Below are 19,812 nucleotides of genomic sequence, written 5' to 3'. Positions count from 1 at the left end.
GGTCTGAACTTTCGGACGCGGAGATCGAGGAGCGCGCACAGCAGCGGCGCGAAAAGGGCGCTGCACGCCTGTTTTCTGGCCGCGTCGACTTCCTTCTGTCGGCCCCGCAGCTCAAATTCCTGCCCGAGCCGACCGTCCCGGAGATCGCGTTTTGCGGGCGCAGCAATGTTGGCAAGTCCTCTTTGCTCAACGCGCTGACCGGACGTAGGTCCATCGCCCGCGCTTCGGTGACACCGGGCCGCACTCAGGAGCTGAATTTCTTCGAGGTGGGTGAGCCAACGCAAATTCGGCTGGTCGACATGCCCGGATACGGCTTTGCCAAGGCGCCCAAATCGGTGGTCGATAAGTGGAAAAAGCTCGTTCGCAGTTACCTGCGCGGCCGGCAGGTGCTGGCGCGCAATCTCGTCCTGGTCGATAGCCGCCACGGTCTGAAGGATGTCGACCGCGAGATGATGAAAATGCTCGACGAGGCAGCGGTTGGCTACCGCATCGTCCTGACCAAGACCGACAAGATCAAGGCGAGCCATCTGGACCGCGTGGCTGGCGAGGTGACCGACGAAGCGCGCAAACATCCGGCGGCCTACCCGGTACTGCACCTGACCAGCGCGGAAAAAGGCATGGGGATCGACGCGCTAAGGGCCGCTCTCGTGCAGGATGCGCTTGGGCAAGACGCGCTGGACTGAGAGGCGGACACACGTCTGCTTCTGTGTTAATCTTGCGCCTTGGTTCATGGCCGTCAGGAAATCGTATGTCCCCGCCACTTGTCGAAACTGCCGATCCCTCGGATCGCGATCGCATAGTACAGGCAATTACCTTGGGATTTGCCGCGGACCCGGTTGCGCGATGGGTCTGGCCAGCTGCGGGCACATATCTTGATGTCATGCCAAGGTTTATCGCGGCGTTCGGGGGCAGGGGTTTCGACCATTCCAGCGTATTCAAGACCGATTGCGGGCACGCGGCTGCCATGTGGCTGCCTCCTGAAACCGAACCGGATGGAGATGCAATCGAGGCTATTCTCGCAAGCAGTGTAGCGGACGAGCGGATGGAAGAGATCGGTTCGTTTTTCGCTCAGATGGATGAGTTCCACCCGCACGAGAAATGCTGGTATCTGCCTCTGATCGCGGTACGACCCGTCTCAGACTGGCAAGGGCCTTGGTGCGGCATTGATGAAGCACGCTTTGCACAAGTGTGACGAGCAAGGGCTGCCGGCCTATCTCGAATCTTCGAACCCGAGGAATATCTCACTTTACGAACGGCACGGATTCGAAGTCATCGGCAAGATCGAGACGAGGTCATCACCTGTCATGACGCCGATGCTGAGGCCAGCGAGAGCATAACCCGCCCCTTGCAGACCATCCCGCCTCCAGCTCACGGTTAGAACGTCAGCGGGTTGGCCGTCCGCAATTGTGGGGCGGCAGGGCAGCATCTCCGGCCTGATAGATATCACGGTACCGCGCATCGTCATTGGCGAGCATGTTGAGGTATTCCTCGATATTGGGATAGCCGTCGCCGTCAGGATCCTCGTTCGCATCCCACACATTGGGATCGGTGCTGTTGTACTGGATCTCCCAGATATCGGGCATACCGTCATTGTCGCTGTCGGGCCAGGCAGCGCCGGTGCTGGCAAGCTGCGCGTACCCGCCAGTCGCTGCGACCGTGGATGTCCATGCATTTTCGAACAGGAACGGCGCGCGGTCGCAGGTCTGCACATCCTCGACGAACATCTCATCGACATTGTCCCGGCACGATCCATCCCGGCACAGATCGGCTCCGGCAAAGGTCAGCACGTTGCGGCGAGCTTGCTCGCCCGAGACGACCATCCAGTCCTGCAGCCAATTGACGGGCGCGCCGGCTGCCGTGACCGGGGCATTGTTCTGTATCACGTCGAGCCCGGTCACCGTGCAATCGCGCCGGTTGCCAGGCCGTGTGCCGCAGACCGTCCAGGCTGTCGTTTGTCCATAAAGTCCAAACGGCGCGAGGTAATCGGAGGCGCTGCTGTTCCACGGGCTTGTATTGCCGGTCCCGTAGATCGAGAATCCAAAACCGATCTGGTCTTCGGATATATACAGCGAGGCGAGATAATTGCCGGTGCGATTGGACCAGCGCGGCCCCTCATACAGCGAGTTCGAGATGTAATTGGCGTAGACGCTGCCTGACCCATTAGACAGCAGACCGCTTTCTTCGACGAAATTGTAGAGGAAGTTGCCAATGACGTCTGCCTGCGATGCGGTCGAGGTGGTCGGGGTGAAGGTGCCGGGTGCAAGGTTCAGGCCCCGCCGCTCGCCGTGCTGGCTGAGATTGTAGGCGACGGTCACGTAATCAGCGGGTTTGATAAACAGCGAATTGCAGTGCTGTCCCTTGCTGTGCCCGGCGTCCTCGCAAATGTTCGGCCCGATGATCGACCACTGGATTGTGCAGTTTTCGCAGCCGGCCAGATTGACGCTCTCGTCGGTCGCAAACATCGCGGAGATGTGGTCGAAAATCTGGAAGCTGGTTGAATTCGTGCGCAGCGAATCGCCGTTATCCGAGATGCGATCGGGATGCTCGCCCAGCCGGGTGCGGATATGCCGAACGATCGCGTGATCGCCTCCCAGACGAGTATCGATGAGGGAATCCACTGGATCGTATTGCGCGCCCAGGGTCAGCTCGATCCCGCCGGGAGAGGTCTGCCCGGCTATGTAGATGCCGGGGTGAATGATCCATGCCGAGCTTTGCAGTACGATCTGGCCCGACACGTCGAACACGCAATAGCGCGGCCTGGCGGCAGGAATATAATAGGGCGCGGTAACCTCGCGGGCGAGCGCGCACTCCCGGTAGGTGATCTTGCCATCGCCGGGAATGGCAGAATCCTCGAGGCTGTTGATCTTGTAGACCACCGCGTCGGGCGACCGGACCGACGCCCCGGCGCCGAACCCGATGGCTGTTGGGAAAGCCTTGGGATGATGCGCGGCGTCGGGAATGTTGCCGTCATCGGGGTTTACGAAGGCCGCACCGAATGTCGGACCCGGAGTGGGGGTCGGCGTTGGCGTAGGTGTCGGTGAAGGGGTGGGAGTTGGTGTCGGAGTAGGAGTTGGCGTTGGCGTTGGCGTAGGAGTGGGAGTCGGAGTGGGAGTTGGCGTCGGCACGCCTGAGAGTGACAGGTTGCCCTGCGTCACCCAGCCGTCCTCACCCGATGCGAAATCGACCAGCCACCATGTGCGCGAGTCCTGCGTGACCGGTCCGCCGATGATCGATCCAAGCGCTCCGGGTGCCTTGAGCTCGAGCCTCACGCCGCCCACGTTCGAACGCACCCAGACATGCGAGGCAACCTCGACACCGCACGTGATCGCAAAACTGGTGCAGCTGCTGCCTGGCGGAGGTGTTGGCGTTGGCGTTGGCGTTGGAGTTGGCGTCGGAGTTGGAGTGGGCGTTGGCGTTGGCGTTGGCGTTGGCGTTGGGGTCGGAGTTGGAGTTGGAGTTGGCGTCGGAGTGGGCGTCGGACTTGGCGTCGGCGACGAGCTACCACCGATATGATCTTGCGTTACCCATCCATCCGCGCCGCTATCGAAATCGACATTCCACCACACGCGGCTCTGCGCCGTGACAGGACCGCCGACAATCGTGCCGGTTGAACCCGGTGATTTCAGCTCAAGCTGCGCTCCGCCCGGCGCTGTCGTTGCGCTCACCCAGCGCTTCACTTCGATCCGGGTGCCGATTGCAAGGGTTGAGGATTGCTGCAACGCCGCCAGCATCGCAATCGGCGAGGAGAAGACCTGCGCTGTCGAGGTCGGGGCAATGGCATACGCGCCAATCGAAGCGGCGCTTACCGGGGCGAGTATGAGCAAGGCTGGTTTCATCGGAGCGCTCCGCATTCACTTGGTGGCGCGGAACGCCGCCCCGATGTCATTTTCGCTGTGCAGGTCATATGCATCCGCCCATCCAGGCCGCGCGCAAGAAGGCGGCGTTTGTGCGCTATTTATCGATGTGACCCGCTGGCTCGTTGGTGATATCAGCTAGAGATCAAGCTATCCCATGCCCCCTCTGCCGGACAATCGCCAAAAAGGGTTAGTCGCAGTTCCAATCCGGGTACTTGGCCGGCAGGGTAAGCCCATGATTAGCTGATCCCGATTGACGGAATACGGAACTGCGGCCCTTGTCAGCTCGCAAACAGCTGGCCCATGTCAGCGAACGCCTTGAACTCCAGCGCATTGCCGGATGGGTCGCGCAGGAACATCGTCGCCTGTTCGCCGGGTCTGCCCTTGAAGCGGACAGTCGGCTCGATCACAAATTCGGTTCCTGCTGCTCGCAGCTTCTTCGCGAGCGCCTCCCACTCCTCCATCCCGAGCACCAGTCCGAAATGCGGTACCGGGACGCCGTGCCCATCGACATGGTTGCTCATTCGGTCCCCTGCCTTTCCCGGAGCAAGATGCGTCACGATCTGGTGGCTGTGAAAATTGAAATCGACCCAGTGCTCGCTGCTGCGCCCTTCCTTGCAGCCGAGCACATCGCCGTAAAATTCGCGCGCATCCGCCAGGTCGTCGACGGGAAAGGCGAGGTGAAAGGGCGGCATGTTCATTGCGGTGTCTCCGGGAGATATTCGCGCCGATAGTAACCCGTTCAGGCTCGACAGCGAAAGACTGAATATCTAGGGCAAGCAGATGGGGACCGGCCAGCAAGGTGGAGCAGGTGCATGAAGCTCATTATCGGGAACAAGAATTATTCGAGCTGGTCGATGCGCGGCTGGCTCGCGGCCAAGCAATCCGGGCTGCATTTCGAAGAGATCACGGTCCCTATCCTGGGCGAGCACTGGGACCAGCAAAAGCAGGAGATGGGCGAAATGGCGCCCTCGCACGGCAAGGTGCCGATCCTGTGGGATGATGAAACGGTCATCTGGGACAGTCTCGCGATCCTCGAATATCTCGGCGACAAGGTCGGGCGCGACCGGTTCTGGCCCAAGGAAGACGCGCCGCGCGGCATGGCGCGAGCAATAGTCGCGGAGATGCATTCTTCCTACGCCTCGCTGCGCACCGAGATGCCGATGAATGTACGGCGCCGGGCGCAATTGCAGGACGTGTCCGAGCCTACCCGCGCCGATATCGTGCGTATCCTGCAGCTTTGGGCCGAGGCGCGCGCACGTCATGGCGGGGCCGGCCCATTTCTGTTCGGCACTTACGGAGCTGCGGATATTTTCTTTGCGCCGATCGTTTCCCGCTTCACCACTTACGGCATTGGTGTACCCGGATCTCGCGCAAAGCTACATGGAAGCGGTCTGGGAACATGCCTGGACGCAGGAATGGATCGCGGCGGCAGAGGACGAACAATGGGTAATCGAGCAATACGAGAGCGTCGGTTCGGACTGATCCTCGCAGCCCTCTGGGCGCTGCTCGCGGTTCTGCCCGCTCCGGTCCATGCCTGGGGGTTCTACGCCCACCGGACCACAGCCGAAATCGCCGAGGCAAATGTCTCGCCGCAGACCCGCGCGAAGATCAGGCAATTGATGCGCGCGCAGGAATTGCTGGGCACGCCGGAGTGCGATCTGGCGAGCATTCAGGATGCGAGCGTCTGGCCGGACTGCGTGCGCCGGACCCGCTGGCGCTGGGGCTACACCGCCGCGTGGCATTACCGCACGGCGCCCATTTGCGAGGCCTATAATGCGCGCGCAAATTGCTCCGGCGGAAACTGCGTGACCGCACAGATCGAGCGCAATCACCGTATTCTCGCCGATGAAAGCCTGCCCGATCATGTCCGATTGGAAGCACTGGCCTTCATGGTGCATTTCGCAGGCGACGTGCACATGCCGCTGCATTCGGGCGACAGGAACGACCGCGGCGGTAATGACCGTGAGACAGATTACGGCATCGTGCCAAGCCTCAACCTTCACTGGATCTGGGATGGGCCGCTGGCAGAGCGCGCGATCACCAGCGGCGAACGGCCCGTCATCCGGCGCTACTCGGCTAGTGAGCGCAGTGAGCTCGGCGGCGGAGCGGCAGCCGATTGGGGCCGGGAAAGCTGGTCGATCAGTCGCAGTTTCGTGTACCCCAGCGCCTTCGACACCGAGGATGTGTGCGGCGCGGACCTGCCGCAAAAGACCGCTTTGAGCCAGGAGGACATCGTGCGCGGCGTGCCGATCGCGCGGCGGCGGGTCCAGCAGGCCGGTATTCGAATTGCCGCCCTGCTCGAGAGCGCCTTTGCTCCGGGACTATTGCCAGAACCGCAGCGCCAATGATCCGCCGCTTGCACGCCGAAACCAGCCTGCTACGCCCCCTGCGATGACCACAGCCCTCGATTATGCCAAGCGCCTCATTTCCGCCCCCAGCATCACTCCCGCCACCGGCGCGGTCTTCGATGAGATGGAGGCGATGCTTGCGCCGCTTGGCTTTGCGGTCCACCGCTTCCAGCGCGGTGACGGCGAAGAAGGCAGCGACGAGGCTCCGGTCGAAAACCTGTTCGCGATCCGGCGAGGACCGGAAGGCACAAGGCACTTCGCCTTTGCCGGCCATCTCGATGTCGTGCCGCCCGGTGAGGGCTGGACCAGCGCACCTTTCGAACCCGAAGAACGCGGCGAATTGCTCTACGGGCGCGGCGCGGTCGATATGAAGGGCTCGATCGCCAGCATGATCGCGGCGGTCGCCGAAGTGCCGCAGGACGCAGGCACGATCAGCTTCATCATCACCGGCGACGAAGAAGGCCCGGCGCTGCACGGTACGCGCGCGCTGATCGATTACATACGCGAGGAAGAGATCGAACCGGACCTGTGCCTTGTCGGCGAACCCACCAGCGTCAACCAGCTCGGTGACATGATGAAGATCGGGCGGCGCGGCTCGGTCAACATCTGGCTTGAGGTGGGCGGAACGCAGGGCCACGTCGCCTATCCGCACCTCGCCGACAATCCACTGCCTGCAATGGTGGCGATGCTGTCGGACCTGAACAACCTGTACCTCGACGAAGGGACCGACTGGTTCCAGCCGAGCAATCTCGAAATTACCGAAGTCGACGTGCCGAACCGCGCGCATAACGTCATCCCGGCCAAGGCCAAGGCGCGCATCTCGATCCGCTTCAATGACAGGCATTCGGGCGCATCGCTCTCGCGCAAGGTGGCTCAAATCGCCGACAAGCATGGCGGTAGCGCGCGGCCCGTCATCTCCGGCGAGCCGTTCCTGACCAAGCCGGGCGCGTTCTCGGACATGCTGGCCAGAGCAGTCGAGGCGGAAACCGGGATCGCGCCGGAGGCTTCGACCAGCGGCGGCACGTCTGATGCGCGGTTCCTGCGCGCCGTGTGCCCGGTGATCGAGTTTGGCCTGTGCAACGCGACCATGCATAAACGCGACGAGGCTGTGGCCATTGCCGACCTCGATACGCTAGCCAGAATATACACAAGGGCCGCGCTGGGGGCGTTGGCACTCGAAGAAGGGATCTGAAGTGCTGAAAGCCTGGTTCAAGATACCGCTATGGCAGCGGGTGATTGCGGCGCTCGTTCTGGGCGTCATCGTGGGCCGGATATGGGGACCGGAAGCGACGAGCATCAAGATTATCGGCGATGTGTTCATCGGCTTCATCAAGATGCTGGTCGTGCCGCTCATCTTCTTCAGCCTTGTCGCGGGCGTCGCCAGTATTGGAGACCTGCGCAAGCTGGGCAGCGTCGGCTGGCGCGCGCTGCTGCTGTTCGTTGTGACCGGACAGATGGCAGTGTGGCTGGGGCTGGGCCTCGGCACCCTGGTAGCTCCGGGATCGGGCGTCGATACCAGCTCGATCGAAATGGGCGCTGTGCCGGAGCCCAATGAGACCACCTTCAACGACATGATCCTGGGCATGATCCCGCAAAGCCCGGTGCAGGTCATGGCGGACGTCAACGTGCTGCCGCTGATTGTGTTCTCGCTCCTGATCGGGATCGGTATCCTGATGGCGAAGGAAGATGGCGAGCCCGTGCTGAAGATCTTCGAAAGCGGGTCGGTCGTGATGCAAAAGGTCACGATGGTCGTGATGGAGCTGACCCCCTTTGGCGTCTTTGCCCTTATGGCGTGGGTCGCAGGCGCGCTCGGTTTCGATGCCTTGCAGGCGCTCGGCGCGCTTGTGTTCCTCAACTATCTCGGCTGCCTGCTGATCATCGGCCTGATCTATGGCTCCATGATCAAGTTCATCGCGCGCCTGCCGGTCGTGGATTTCTTCCGCGGCATCATCGATGCGATCGCGGTGAGCTATTCGACTGCAAGCTCCAACGCGACATTGCCGGTGACGCTGCGCTGCGCCGAGCGCAACCTCGGCATCAGCAATTCGGTTGCGAGTTTTGTGATCAGCCTGGGCGCGACGATCAACATGAACGGGACCGCGATGTATCTCGGCCTCGCGACATTGTTTGGCGCGCAGATATTCGGTGTCGATCTTTCATGGGGCGATTACTTCCTGATTTCGATCCTTGGCACATTGGGCGCTGTCGGCGCGGCAGGCATTCCGGGCGCGGGCCTCATCATGATGGCGCTGGTGTTCGGCGCGGTCGGCGTGCCGCTGGAAACAATTGCCTTTGTCGCGGGCGTCGACCGGATCATGGACATGATGCGCACGACGACCAATGTCAGCGGCGATGCAGCAGTGGCGACAACGGTGGCGGCGCTGACGAACGAGATCGATCGTGCCGAGATGATTTCTGCGGACGATGTTTGATTGAATGCGTCACGGTTGCTTTGGACCGGAGCGATTATTTCGTTGACGCTGATCGAGACAGCCGTGAATATTGCGCACGAATGATTTCAACGAGCGATCTCGGAGACCTGCTACTCCGCCGCATCCTCATCCACATACTCAACCGGCACAAACTCGCCTAGACCGCATCCCGCACCGCGCCGGGGCGGGCCGCCGCCGATCTGTTCGAGAACATAGATGATCTCGGTGTTGCAGATCTGGTTGATCGAGGTGGTGTAGGTAAATGCCTCCTCGAAGCCGAGCCTCGGGCAGCTATTCGGCAGGACGCTTCTGAACACGCGTCCGCCGCGCATCTCGAAATCGATCACCTGATCGCTGCGTACGCGCGTGTTGCGGATTTGCGAGCGGTTGATGCAATTGCGAGGCTCCCCGAGCACTTTGACCGCCGGCCCGGCGAGGGCAGGATCGGCGCGGTCGCCGCGCTCTACTGGCGCGCAGCCGGCAATTGCCACTGCGCTGGCGGCTACGAATGCAAATCGGATCATGGAACGTCTCCTTTCGCTGCCGGACATTAAGCGCCTGCCAATCTGAACGCCCCCTTATGCGCGGCTAGCGCCCCTTCGGTTTCTCCAGCACCTTCTTCCTGAAGCTGCACAAGTCTGTGAGTTCGCACCTCCAGCATTCCGGCGTGCGCGCCTTGCAGACATAGCGCCCGTGCAGGATCAGCCAGTGATGCGCGTGCAGGCGAAAGGGTTGGGGCGCGCGCTTTTCAAGCTTAGCCTCGACCTGCTCGGGCGTCTTGCCCTTGGCCAGACCCGTGCGGTTGCCCACGCGCAGGATGTGCGTGTCGACCGCAAAAGTCTCCTGCTTGAACCAGCAATTGAGCACGACATTGGCCGTCTTGCGGCCCACGCCGGGCAGCCGCACGAGGTCTTCGCGGGTATCAGGCACTTCTCCGCCATATTCGTCGATCAGCAATTGCGAGAGCGCGATCACGTTCTTCGCCTTGGAGTTGAACAGGCCGATGGTCTTGATGTGCTCGATTAGCCCTTCAAGTCCCAGGTCGAGCATTTGCTGCGGCGTTTGAACCCGCGCAAACAGCGCCCGCGTCGCCTTGTTCACACCAACATCGGTCGCCTGCGCCGAAAGTGCCACCGCGACGACAAGCTGATAGCAATTGCCGAATTCGAGCTCGGTCTGGGGCTCCGGGTTGTTCTCCGCAAGGCGGCGGAAGAATTCGAAAATCTGGTCTTTGGTCATGGTGCTCGCGCTATAGACCCAGCACGTCATTCATGGAGTAGCGCCCTGCATCCTTGCCGATCAGCCACGCCGCGCCGCGCACTGCTCCGCGGGCAAAGATCATGCGGTTCTCGGCCGAATGCGACAGAGTGATGCGCTCTTCGGCTCCGGCAAAGATGACGCTGTGCTCGCCCGCCACGGTTCCGCCGCGCAGGGTCGCAAAGCCGATCGCACCTTCGCGCCGCTCTCCGGTCTGTCCGTGCCGCCCGCTTTCCATATTGTCGGTGAGGTCGATTCCGCGCGCCTGTGCCGCAGCCTCGCCCAGCAGTTTCGCCGTGCCCGATGGCGCATCGACCTTCATGCGGTGATGCATTTCCAGCACTTCGATATCCCAGTCCGGCCCCAGCCGCGACGCTGCCTCCGTCACCAGATGCGCGAGCAGGGTGACGCCAAGCGACGTATTGCCGGTTTGAAGGACGGGGATCGCCTCCGCTGCTTCGGCCAAAATGACGAAGTGCGGCTCTTCCAGCCCGGTTGTTCCGATCAGGATCGGAATGCCCGCATTTTCTGCGGCGCGGACATTCTGCTTCATCGCTTCGGGTGAGGAGAAATCGACCACCACTTCGCATTGGCCGAGCAGGGGTGCAGGATCGCCGCCGAGATCGACGCCGACGCGGAATTCATGCCCGGCTTCCTCGATCGCCTCGATAATCGCGCGGCCCATGCGGCCCTTGTGTCCGATAACCCCAAATTGTGCCATTGATCCTCAACCGCTTGCCGTGTTTCATGGCGAAGCATGGCAGAGATCGAACGCATCGTCATCCTTACAGGAGCCGGAATTTCCGCAGAAAGCGGGATTGATACCTTTCGTTCGGCAGGAGGTTTGTGGGAACAGCACCGGGTCGAAGATGTCGCCACGCCAGAAGGGTTCGCGCGCGATCCTGCGCTGGTGCTCGGCTTTTACGACATGCGGCGCGAGGCCTTGGCCAGAGTCGAGCCCAACGCGGCGCACAAGGCATTGGGCAGGCTCGAGCGCGAATTTGCAGGCGAGCTCTTGCTGGTCACTCAGAATGTCGACGATTTGCACGAGCGCGGCGGATCGAGCCGCGTGCTGCACATGCACGGCGAATTGAAGAGCGCGCTGTGCAGTGCGTGCGGGATGCGCAGCGCGTGGGATGCGCCAATGTCGGACGCACCGCGATGCCCGGTCTGCCAGGCACCCAGTCTCAGACCCGATGTCGTCTGGTTCGGCGAAATGCCCTATCAGATGGAGCGAATTTACGCCGAGCTTGCGCTCGCCGACCTGTTTGTCAGCATCGGCACGAGCGGCGCGGTATACCCTGCGGCTGGATTCGTGCAGGAGGCGCGGCAATCAGGCGCGCACACGCTAGAATTGAACCTCGAACCAAGCGAGGGCGCGCATTATTTTGAGGAAGCGCGCCACGGTCCAGCCGGGACGCTCGTTCCCGACTGGACCGAAGAAATCCTGGGTTAGCGCTGAAACGCGATCAGGCGTTTTCAGTCACATGCGGTGTGTCCGCGCTGGTTTCGGCCTTGACCTTGCCAGCCTTGCGGCCAGGCGATTTAGGGGCCTTGGGCGGGTCCTTGCGATCCTCGAGTGTCCCAGGAAGCTCTGCGTCGTCCTTATACGGCGATTCGAGCTTGATGCCGACGGGGTCGGTTTCGCTATCGGCGAAAGGACCGGCTTCACCGGTTTTCTGCGCCTTCTTGGCGTTGAGATAGGACTTTCCGCCAAACACAGCGGCGGCTCCGAGGGTTACGAGTGATAGTGCGGCTACGGGGAGTGCCATGATAAATCTCCTTTGGTTTCAGGAGACTAATGGCCTGGGGCCGGGCCGAGTTCCGGCAATCGAGCCCGCACAGGACAGCTTGAGGCAGCCGAGCGGTGAGCCGATCAGTCAGCCCCCGACGCCGACGAAAATCATCCGCAGCACATGGCCGGCGCCATAGGCGAGGGCTGCTGCTGCGCTGCCAATGACAAGCGATTGCAGGCCGGAGCGCAATTTGGGGCCGCCGAGAATGATCCCCTTGGCCAGGCCCAGTCCGAAAAAGGTGAGGGCGGCGAGCATGGCACTTATGCCGAATGCCGTATCGAAACTGGCGGACCCGGCGAGAAACGGCAGCAGCGGGACCAGTCCGCACACACCGAAAGCGAGGAACGTGACAAGCCCTGCGCGCACGGGCCGCGCTGCCGCTTCGCTCAACTTCAATTCCTCGGCCATCATCGTGTCGACCCACACTTTGCGGTCGCGCGTGATGACCCGGACAATCTCGTCGAGTAGCGCCGCATCGAAGCCCTTTTTCGCGAAGATTTCCCTGATCTCGGCGCGCTCTCCTTCGGGAAATGCGTCGATCTGCCATTCTTCGTCGGCCCGGCTTTTCTGCACCTCCTGCTGGCGGGCGCTTGTGCCGAGGTAATTGCTCACGGCCATGCTGAACCCGTCGGCAAGGAGGTTCGCAACGCCGAGGATGATGACCGTCGTGGCGGAGAGCTGGCCGCCCGCACTCCCGGCAATGATCGCGAATGTGGTGACCACCCCGTCGATCCCGCCCAGGATAAAGTCGCCAAGCGGGCTCTCTCCGCGCGGGTTTGCGAGCCGTGAGCGGATGCTTCGGTGCGTGTGTTCGCCCCGCAGGTCGCGGGTCTGGCTAGCGATCGGGCTCACCGTGAGCGTCTTTGCCGAAGGAAATTTGCGTCCATGATGGCTTTGCCTCCTGAGCCGCGATTCTAGGCGATCGCGCGGCGTCCGCAAAGCGTGAGTGGAAATCAGGCCCCGCAGCCCTTGCAGGCCGGGTCCTTTGACAGGTTGAGCGTCCTTAGCCCCGGCTTCATTCCGTCGAGAATGTGAAGCTTGCCGAATTGCGGTTCGCCAAATGCGCTCACCCCGGCCAGCAAGACGCGAACGGCCTGCAATGCGGCAAAGCTTCCCGCCCACCCGGCCATCGCGCCCAGCATCCCGTCTTCGGCGCAGGTGTCGCAGTCCTCCGCATCGAAGGCATCGCCCACGAAACAGCGGTAGCACGGTACGGTCGGCGAGATGCCCGGCGAATGCACCAACCTGCCCCTGGAACCGGCCCACGGCGGCGGACAGCAGCGGTGTGCGCTCGGCCACACAGGCATCGGAGACGGCAAGCCGAGTTGCGAAATTGTCGGTGCCGTCGAGCACGAGGTCCGCCCCGGCGATCAACTCGCCCGCATTGCCTGCCGTGATGCGCGAGATCCGAAATCGAAACGTCGAGCGCATCGTCGAAATTGGCGAGCCAGCGGCGCGCGCTGGTCGCCTTACCGTGACCGACATCGCGGCTGGTGAAGATGGTCTGCCGCTGGAGATTGCTCACATCGACAGCATCGTCATCGACCAGAGTGAAGCGCCCGATCCCGCTCGCGGCGAGGTATTGCAGCGCGGGCGATCCGATCCCGCCGAGTCCGATCAGCGCAACATGCTTGCCCGCGAGCGCAACCTGACCGGCGCCGCCGATCTCCGGCAGGACGATATGACGCGCAAACCGATCGAGTCGGGCTGGGGACAAAGGCGCGGACAAGCTCATGGATAAGCTGTTGGCATCATGTGCACAGCCTGTCGACAGGGCTGTGGGTAGCCCTGTCGACAGGCATGTGCATTGAATGGGAAAAGTATGTGCGAATTAACTTTCGAGTTGCCGCAAAAGGCTCCGCACATCGCCGTCCATGTCGGCATCGCGCTGGCGCAGGTCTTCGATCAGGCGCACGGCGTGGATAACCGTCGAATGGTCGCGTCCGCCGAATTTGCGAGCCGATCTCGGGATAAGAGCGCGGCGTCAGCACTTTCGAGAGGTACATCGCGACCTGCCGTGGGCGAACAACGGCCCGCGCGCGGCGCTTCGATGACATCTCGCTGCGATCGATCCGGTAGAACTGGCAGACCGTGCGCTGGATCTCATCAATGGTGATGCGGCGGCGATTGGCCGACAGGATGTCGGTTAGCTGCTCCTGCGCGAGGTTCAGCGAAACTTCCTGTCCTGTGAGCTGCGCGTAAGCGATGAGCTTGTTCAGACCGCCGACCAGCTCGCGAATGTTGCGCGTGATTGTGCGCGCGAGAAAATCGAGCACATCGTCGGGCACGTTGAGCGGGGCAAAGCGCGACAGTTTCGAGGTAAGGATCTTCTTGCGCAGCTCGATATCGAGCCGCCTGGATATCGGCGACGAGACCCATCGAGAGTCGCGAAAGCAGGCGCGGTTCGACCCCGTCGAGAGCCTGCGGCGCGCGGTCGGCTGCAAATACGAGCCGTTTGCCTTCAGCGAGCAGGGCATCGATCGTGTAAAGCAGCTCTTCCTGCGCGCTCGCCTTGCCGATGATGAACTGGATGTCATCCACCAGCAGCAGGTCGAAACTACGCAGGCGCGCCTTGAACTCGATCATCTGGTTGGCTTTGAGCGCCTGGACGAATTCGACCATGAAGCGCTCTGCCGAGCAGTAGAAAATCCGGGCGCGCGGATGGGCCTGCAGGAAAGCGTGGCCGATGGCGTGGAGCAAGTGTGTCTTGCCCTGACCGGTCGCCCCCTTGAGATAGAGCGGCGAAAATTGCGGCTGTTCAGTCGCGGCCATGCGCTGCGCTGCATTGCAGGCGAGCACATTGGCCTCACCTGTAATGAATGCGGCAAAGGTCAAGGATGGATCGAGACCGACCGAGCTGGTGAAACCCGCCTCGCCGATCGTCCCGGCGGCAACCGCAATCGCGCTGGCACCGTCATTGGCGGCGCGGCGGCCATCGTCGAGCCGCAGCTCTGGCAGCTGGCGGCGGCCAGGGTGAACCTGGATGTTGACGATGCGCACTTCGCTGCGTGCGATTTTCCATGCAAGCTGGAGGCGGTCGTGAAAACGATCCTTCACCCAGTTCGCCGAAAATTCGGTCGGAAGGAAAAGGTCGAGAGTGCCGGTTTCCTTGTCGATGCCGCCCACCTGGATCGGCTTGATCCATTGGCTGTGCAATTGATGACCCAGGTCCTTGCGGAGTCCCTGACTTATATCGGCCCAGTCGGCAGCGAGATTCACGGCTTCTGCATCTTCCATCAAATCATCATCTGCTTTCCGACGCGTGGCCCGCGCCTTATCGGTACTATGCACCAGTTTTTCCCCAATAATTTCCCGTCCCGGAGCCGCATCCGGAGCGCATTTCATCCTCGCGATAGGTGCAGTTTACCCATGCCTGAAAACCGCAGTTTTCAAGCGTCCCCCCATCGGCCAAATTGTTAAGACCCGAGCTGTCCCGACCCGGGTGAGCCACAAATAAAGAGCGCATTGGCTTCGAGTGCAAGCGCTGAATTTTAAAAAAACTGAAATATTCCGGTTGACTCAGTGCTAACCCGCAGACCTGCGTTGAAGCCATTGAATCTAAAGGATAAGTGCGTTTTCAGGGACGCAGAATCGCAGGAAAACCGCCAGTTGCAGAACGCGGCTGATGTCACAATCGTCACAAACCAAAAGGGCCGCGCCTCATCAGCGCAGCCCCAAGACTTTCCTTAACGTAAATTTGCCTAACGCAAACGGCGAGATCGCCGCTCGCGAAAAACAGATCAGAGCGCAGCGACGCGCTTCGAGAGGCGCGACATCTTCCGCGCGACCGTGTTCTTGTGCATCACCCCGCGAGCGACACCGCGAGCCATTTCCGGCTGTGCGGCCCTGAGCGCTTCGGCGGCGGCTTTCTTGTCGCCGGCTTCACAGGCGGCTTCGACCTTTTTCACGAAACCGCGGATGCGGCTCATGCGGGCGGTGTTGACCTCGGTCCGGCTTGCATTGCGGCGGATACGCTTACGGGCTTGCGGCGAATTGGCCATATTCTTGTCTGTCTCGCGTTCTGTGATGGCCGCCAGGGGGCGACCGAATGTCTGAATCGGTAATGCTCGAAAATCGGCGCAGGGGATTCGCCCCAACTGCCGGAAAGCGCGCGACATAAGGGGAGGGGGCGCAAAGGTCAAGGATTGTTGGGAAGAGCAAGGACGGCTTGGGTCATCCAACCGGCCGCCCCTATTTCTGGCACTTTGTACAATACCATGTGCTGCGCCCGCCCTGCGCGATCCGGCGGATCAGGCCGCCATCGTCGCGGCTGCAGGGTTCGCCGGTGCGGCCATAGACATCGAAGCGGGTCGCAAAGTACCCGAGCTCCCCATCGGGCTGCGCGTAATCGCGCAAGCTCGAGCCGCCGTCCTCTATCGAGGTTTCCAGCACATCCTTGATCGCGGGAACGAGCCGGGCGAGCTGCGGCTTGGTCACCTTGCCGCCGGCCTTACGCGGGTGGATGCCAGCGCGCCACAGCGCCTCGCACACATATATATTGCCGAGCCCGGCGACGATCCGCTGGTCGAGCAGGCACAGCTTGATGCTCTGCGTCTTGCCCTTGAGCGCGGCCTTGAGATGCTCCGGCGTGAGGCCGGGGCCGAGGGGCTCAGGGCCAAGAGCGGCGAATTGCGGCCACGCATCGAGCGCATCCTCTCCGACCAGGTCGACCGAGCCGAACCGGCGCGGATCGCACAAGGCGAACCGGTGACCCTCGGTTTCCAGCACCAGGTGATCGTGCGTGTCCGCTTCCTCCGGGTCGATCCGCCAGCGCCCGCTCATGCCAAGGTGAAATATCATCGCCGACCCGCGGTCGAGATGGAGCAGGCCGTATTTTGCCCGGCGGGAGAGGCTTGTCACGACCGCCCCGGTCATCACCTGCACCAGATCGGGCGGGAAAGGGCGGCGCAGATCGGGCCGATTGAGCTGGACGCGCGTGATCCGCTCGCCATCGAGGAATCGCGCAAGCCCGCGCACTGTGGTTTCGACTTCGGGTAGTTCAGGCATTGCTGTTCCGTATTTGATTGCCGAGCCAGCCCTCTGACCCGCCCTTCCGCCCGGAGATCGTATGGTCAGCCTTCCGGGTGGAAGGTCGGGGGAGAGGGCCGGTGATGTGGCATCTTATCGTGACGCGCTCTAACACCCTTTGCCGAACGGGCAATTCCATCTAAGGCCCGCACCCATGACCGACGCATCCCCGAACACGCCCGATGAAACCGTCAGCTTCGGCTACGAGAACGTAACACCGCAGGAAAAGACCCGCCGCGTTGGCGAGGTCTTCAGCAGCGTGGCGCGCAAATACGACATCATGAACGATGCCATGTCGATCGGAATGCATCGCGGCTGGAAGGACCGCTTCGTCAAACGGGTCAAGCCGCAGCCTGGCGAGCAGATCCTCGATATGGCGGGCGGCACCGGCGACATCGCGTTTCGCATGGCGGACCGGGGCGCGGACATTACCGTCGCGGACATCAATCAGGACATGCTCGATGTCGGCGCGGAACGAGCGATGGAGCGCACTGAAAGCGACGAGACCGGAAGCCTGGTCTTCACCTGTCAAAACGCCGAGGACGTGAGCTTCGCATCGAACAGTTTCGATGCCTACACGATCGTGTTCGGCATCCGCAATGTGACCTACAAGGACAAGGCCCTCGCCGAAGCGCACCGTGTCCTGAGGCCGGGCGGGCGGTTCTACTGCATGGAATTTTCGACCACCGAGTGGTCTGGCTTCAAGGAAGTCTACGACGTCTATTCGGACAAGCTGCTTCCGCGCATGGGGCAGGCAATCGCCGGCGACGCCGAATCGTATCGCTATCTGGTCGAATCGATCCGCAAGTTCCCCTCCATGCCTGAATTTGAAAGCATGATCCGCGCCGCCGGCTTCGCCAATACGCGCGTCGAGCCGATCCTGGGCGGTGCAGTCGCCATTCATTCCGGCTGGAAGATTTGAGCGAGCGGGAACGGAAAGTTCGCCCACACGCATTAGCATCATGACATCTCCCGTCATTCACTTCTCTCGTCTGGCCCGCTGGGGCGTCACGCTTGCGCGCCGCCGCGCGCTGGTGGGGATCGAGCAAGACCCCAACGCTCCCGCGCAACTGCGCCGCCTTGTGAAGCTGGCGCGCTGGGCGACGTTCACGAGCAAGAACGGAACGCGCGATTACGGCGAGGCATTTCGCGCGATCGGTCCGACCGCGATCAAACTGGGCCAGTCGCTTGCGACCCGTCCCGATCTGGTGGGCGAAGAGGCTGCGGAGAACCTGTTGAGCTTGCAGGACAGCCTGCCGCCAGTTCCCTTCCGCGAGATCGAGGCTTCGATCGAGGCAAGCTTCGACCAGCCGCTGGAAACCGTGTTTGCCGAGATCGACCCGGTGCCGGTCGGGGCAGCCTCCATCGCGCAGGTGCACAAGGGTGTCACCACCGAAGGCCACGAAGTTGCGATCAAGGTGCTGCGTCCCGGCATTCGCGAGAAATTCGCGCGCGATATCCAGACCTATGAATGGGCTGCTGCGCATGTCGAGGAAATGGGGGGCGAGGCAACGCGTTTGCGCCCGCGCCTCACCATTGCGAACTTCAAGCGCTGGACCAATTCCGAGCTGGACCTGCGGCGCGAGGCGGCTTCCGCTTCGGAGCTGGCCGAGCAGATGGCCGGGGTCGGCGGATACCGCATCCCTGCCATCGATTGGGACCGTACCAATGGCCGGGTCCTCACCGTCGAATGGGTGGACGGGGTCAAGATTTCCAACCGCGAGGAACTGGTCGCGCGCGGCCACGACCTCAACGCGATCGCCGAGCGGCTGGTGATCAGTTTCCTGACGCAGGCCATCAGCGCAGGGTTCTTCCACGCCGACATGCACCAGGGGAACCTGTTTATCGAGGATGACGGCACTATCGTCGCGATCGATTTCGGGATCATGGGCCGGATCGACCGGCGCGCCCGCCAATGGCTTGCGGAAATCCTCTACGGTCTCACGACCGGCAATTACAAACGCGTCGCCGAGATCCATTTCGAGGCGCAATATGTGCCGAGCTACCATTCGGTTGGCGAGTTCGCGACCGCCCTGCGCGCAGTGGGTGAGCCGATGCGCGGCAAGCCGGTGAAGGAACTCAGCGTCGGGCAGATGCTCGACGGGCTGTTCGCAATCACCCGCGATTTCGACATGCAGACCCAGCCGCATTTGTTACTGCTGCAAAAGACGATGGTGATGGTCGAAGGCATCGCCACCCAGCTCAATCCCGACATCAATATGTGGGATACCGCCGCGCCCTATGTGCGCAGCTGGATTCGCGACGAGCTGGGACCGGAGGCTGCCGTCGCCGACCGGATCAAGGAAGACACCGAAACGCTGTTGCGCATACCGGGCCTGATCCGCCGACTAGAGGAGCAATTCCCGCCTAAGGGGGCGCGCCCGAACCGCCGCCTTTGCCCGAGATCAAACTGCTGACCGACCGCAAGGAGCGCACAGGCGGCTCTCGGCTGGGATACCTTGTTGCCTTGCTCGCTGGTGCGGGCGCCATGTGGGGCGCGGCGAGCATGGGCTGGCTGGGATAGCCGAAAGCCGCTCTGTCCGCTTGGTCCGCGTCAGTTGAGGGCGGTGCGCTCTGGCAGCAGGCGGCTGCCGATGACGGCGGCGATGACCGCCACCGCCTCGACGGTCATGGGCACGTACCAGCCGTCATAAGGGCCGTCGAGCGCGAGGCTCAGCCCGCGCGCAGCCAGAGTGATCCCCATCAGCGCAGCGGTAACCAGCAGTAGAGTCCCGCTGCGCCGCCATGCACCTAGGATCAACGCGCCGCCCGATACCCAGAAGAACGCCGCAAAATCGGCGCGGATTGTAGAGAGGCCGCGATTGCCGATTGCTTCGACCCCGAAATCGCTGCCTGCGACCATCGGCTGGAACAGGAAACCCGCGCCCATCCAGACGAACAGCAGGCCCAGCAGCATCAAGACCGCGCGTAATATCAGTATGACCACAATTCCCCCCTGTTTCCTGCACCACCTATCGCCTGCAGGGCCTCCACGCTCAAGAAAAATTAACCATTGTATCGCAAGGCATACCGGGAGCCTGCGGGGTCTTGGCTGCGCGGCGCTGTGCGGCTAGGCTGCGCAGCAGCGCTCTCA

At 62.1% G+C, this 19,812-nt stretch carries 18 protein-coding genes and 4 pseudogenes; 10 read left to right on the top strand and 12 right to left on the bottom strand.

What is annotated here, in order from left to right; all coding sequences use genetic code 11:
- Positions 1 to 23 precede the first annotated feature (23 nt).
- The 3 genes from yihA to AC0L39_RS14785 all read left to right on the top strand — a co-directional run bounded on the left by yihA (position 24) and on the right by AC0L39_RS14785 (position 1,337).
- The gene (gene yihA / locus AC0L39_RS14795) at positions 24 to 683 is read left to right on the top strand and encodes a ribosome biogenesis GTP-binding protein YihA/YsxC (RefSeq protein ID WP_473262412.1); all 660 of its coding nucleotides are present in this window, start codon (positions 24 to 26) and stop codon (positions 681 to 683) included.
- A gap of 65 nt (positions 684 to 748) precedes the next feature.
- Positions 749 to 1,192: a hypothetical protein gene (locus tag AC0L39_RS14790; RefSeq protein ID WP_473259011.1), complete on the top strand. Its 444-nt coding sequence runs from the start codon at positions 749 to 751 to the stop codon at positions 1,190 to 1,192.
- On the top strand, positions 1,167 to 1,337 hold the full coding sequence (locus AC0L39_RS14785; RefSeq protein WP_473259009.1) for a GNAT family N-acetyltransferase: 171 nt from the start codon (positions 1,167 to 1,169) through the stop codon (positions 1,335 to 1,337). The genes AC0L39_RS14790 and AC0L39_RS14785 overlap by 26 nt, the downstream gene beginning before the upstream one ends.
- Positions 1,338 to 1,382: 45 nt before the next feature.
- On the opposite strand, the gene AC0L39_RS14780 is transcribed toward AC0L39_RS14785, so the two are convergent.
- Positions 1,383 to 3,836: a hypothetical protein gene (locus tag AC0L39_RS14780; protein WP_473259007.1), complete on the bottom strand. Its 2,454-nt coding sequence runs from the start codon at positions 3,834 to 3,836 to the stop codon at positions 1,383 to 1,385.
- Between the two features lie 299 nt (positions 3,837 to 4,135).
- The gene (locus AC0L39_RS14775; RefSeq protein WP_473259005.1) at positions 4,136 to 4,555 is read right to left on the bottom strand and encodes a VOC family protein; all 420 of its coding nucleotides are present in this window, start codon (positions 4,553 to 4,555) and stop codon (positions 4,136 to 4,138) included.
- A 114-nt stretch (positions 4,556 to 4,669) separates the two neighbouring features.
- Here AC0L39_RS14775 and AC0L39_RS14770 point away from each other — a divergent pair.
- From AC0L39_RS14770 to AC0L39_RS14755, 4 genes and pseudogenes are all read left to right on the top strand, one after another.
- Positions 4,670 to 5,339, top strand: a pseudogene (locus AC0L39_RS14770) (glutathione S-transferase family protein).
- The gene (locus AC0L39_RS14765) at positions 5,273 to 6,205 is read left to right on the top strand and encodes a S1/P1 nuclease (RefSeq protein WP_473259003.1); all 933 of its coding nucleotides are present in this window, start codon (positions 5,273 to 5,275) and stop codon (positions 6,203 to 6,205) included. The pseudogene AC0L39_RS14770 and the gene AC0L39_RS14765 overlap by 67 nt, the downstream one beginning before the upstream one ends.
- Positions 6,206 to 6,248: 43 nt before the next feature.
- Positions 6,249 to 7,397 (top strand): succinyl-diaminopimelate desuccinylase, encoded by a 1,149-nt coding sequence (dapE, locus tag AC0L39_RS14760; protein WP_473259001.1) that lies wholly within the window; start codon positions 6,249 to 6,251, stop codon positions 7,395 to 7,397.
- Position 7,398: 1 nt separating this feature from the next.
- Entirely contained in the window at positions 7,399 to 8,637 is a 1,239-nt protein-coding gene (locus AC0L39_RS14755; RefSeq protein WP_473259000.1) for a dicarboxylate/amino acid:cation symporter, read from the top strand.
- A gap of 110 nt (positions 8,638 to 8,747) precedes the next feature.
- On the opposite strand, the gene AC0L39_RS14750 is transcribed toward AC0L39_RS14755, so the two are convergent.
- The 3 genes from AC0L39_RS14750 to dapB all read right to left on the bottom strand — a co-directional run bounded on the left by AC0L39_RS14750 (position 8,748) and on the right by dapB (position 10,615).
- On the bottom strand, positions 8,748 to 9,161 hold the full coding sequence (locus tag AC0L39_RS14750) for a hypothetical protein (RefSeq protein ID WP_473258999.1): 414 nt from the start codon (positions 9,159 to 9,161) through the stop codon (positions 8,748 to 8,750).
- A 64-nt stretch (positions 9,162 to 9,225) separates the two neighbouring features.
- Positions 9,226 to 9,876, bottom strand: a complete 651-nt coding sequence (gene nth / locus AC0L39_RS14745; protein ID WP_473258997.1) for an endonuclease III — start codon at positions 9,874 to 9,876, stop codon at positions 9,226 to 9,228.
- Positions 9,877 to 9,886: 10 nt separating this feature from the next.
- The gene (dapB, locus tag AC0L39_RS14740) at positions 9,887 to 10,615 is read right to left on the bottom strand and encodes a 4-hydroxy-tetrahydrodipicolinate reductase (protein WP_473258995.1); all 729 of its coding nucleotides are present in this window, start codon (positions 10,613 to 10,615) and stop codon (positions 9,887 to 9,889) included.
- Positions 10,616 to 10,651: 36 nt separating this feature from the next.
- Between dapB and AC0L39_RS14735 the strand changes: the two genes are divergently transcribed.
- Positions 10,652 to 11,350 carry an NAD-dependent deacylase gene (locus tag AC0L39_RS14735; protein WP_473258993.1) on the top strand — a complete coding sequence of 233 codons (699 nt, stop codon included), beginning with the start codon at positions 10,652 to 10,654 and terminating at the stop codon, positions 11,348 to 11,350.
- 13 nt (positions 11,351 to 11,363) lie between these two features.
- On the opposite strand, the gene AC0L39_RS14730 is transcribed toward AC0L39_RS14735, so the two are convergent.
- From AC0L39_RS14730 to mutM, 6 genes and pseudogenes are all read right to left on the bottom strand, one after another.
- Positions 11,364 to 11,666, bottom strand: coding sequence for a hypothetical protein (locus AC0L39_RS14730; protein WP_473258992.1), 303 nt, complete (start codon positions 11,664 to 11,666; stop codon positions 11,364 to 11,366).
- A 108-nt stretch (positions 11,667 to 11,774) separates the two neighbouring features.
- Complete coding sequence (locus AC0L39_RS14725) at positions 11,775 to 12,413, bottom strand: VIT1/CCC1 transporter family protein (protein WP_473262410.1); 639 nt, start codon at positions 12,411 to 12,413, stop codon at positions 11,775 to 11,777.
- Between the two features lie 230 nt (positions 12,414 to 12,643).
- Positions 12,644 to 13,425, bottom strand: a pseudogene (locus tag AC0L39_RS14720) (HesA/MoeB/ThiF family protein).
- A 96-nt stretch (positions 13,426 to 13,521) separates the two neighbouring features.
- Positions 13,522 to 14,927 (bottom strand): annotated as a pseudogene (gene dnaA / locus AC0L39_RS14715) (chromosomal replication initiator protein DnaA).
- Positions 14,928 to 15,430: 503 nt separating this feature from the next.
- The gene (rpsT, locus tag AC0L39_RS14710) at positions 15,431 to 15,691 is read right to left on the bottom strand and encodes a 30S ribosomal protein S20 (RefSeq protein ID WP_473258991.1); all 261 of its coding nucleotides are present in this window, start codon (positions 15,689 to 15,691) and stop codon (positions 15,431 to 15,433) included.
- A 190-nt stretch (positions 15,692 to 15,881) separates the two neighbouring features.
- The gene (gene mutM / locus AC0L39_RS14705; protein ID WP_473258990.1) at positions 15,882 to 16,697 is read right to left on the bottom strand and encodes a bifunctional DNA-formamidopyrimidine glycosylase/DNA-(apurinic or apyrimidinic site) lyase; all 816 of its coding nucleotides are present in this window, start codon (positions 16,695 to 16,697) and stop codon (positions 15,882 to 15,884) included.
- Between the two features lie 175 nt (positions 16,698 to 16,872).
- On the opposite strand from mutM, the gene AC0L39_RS14700 reads away from it, so the two are divergent.
- Complete coding sequence (locus AC0L39_RS14700) at positions 16,873 to 17,640, top strand: class I SAM-dependent methyltransferase (protein ID WP_473258989.1); 768 nt, start codon at positions 16,873 to 16,875, stop codon at positions 17,638 to 17,640.
- Positions 17,641 to 17,680: 40 nt separating this feature from the next.
- Positions 17,681 to 19,242, top strand: a pseudogene (gene ubiB / locus AC0L39_RS14695) (2-polyprenylphenol 6-hydroxylase).
- A 30-nt stretch (positions 19,243 to 19,272) separates the two neighbouring features.
- Here ubiB and AC0L39_RS14690 read toward each other — a convergent pair.
- Entirely contained in the window at positions 19,273 to 19,665 is a 393-nt protein-coding gene (locus tag AC0L39_RS14690; RefSeq protein ID WP_473258987.1) for a hypothetical protein, read from the bottom strand.
- Positions 19,666 to 19,812 lie beyond the last annotated feature (147 nt).

Source organism: Erythrobacter sp. K21-9, assembly GCF_055808355.1.
Note: the sequence above shows the minus strand (reverse complement) of the source record. Positions and strands in the feature narration are given on the sequence as shown.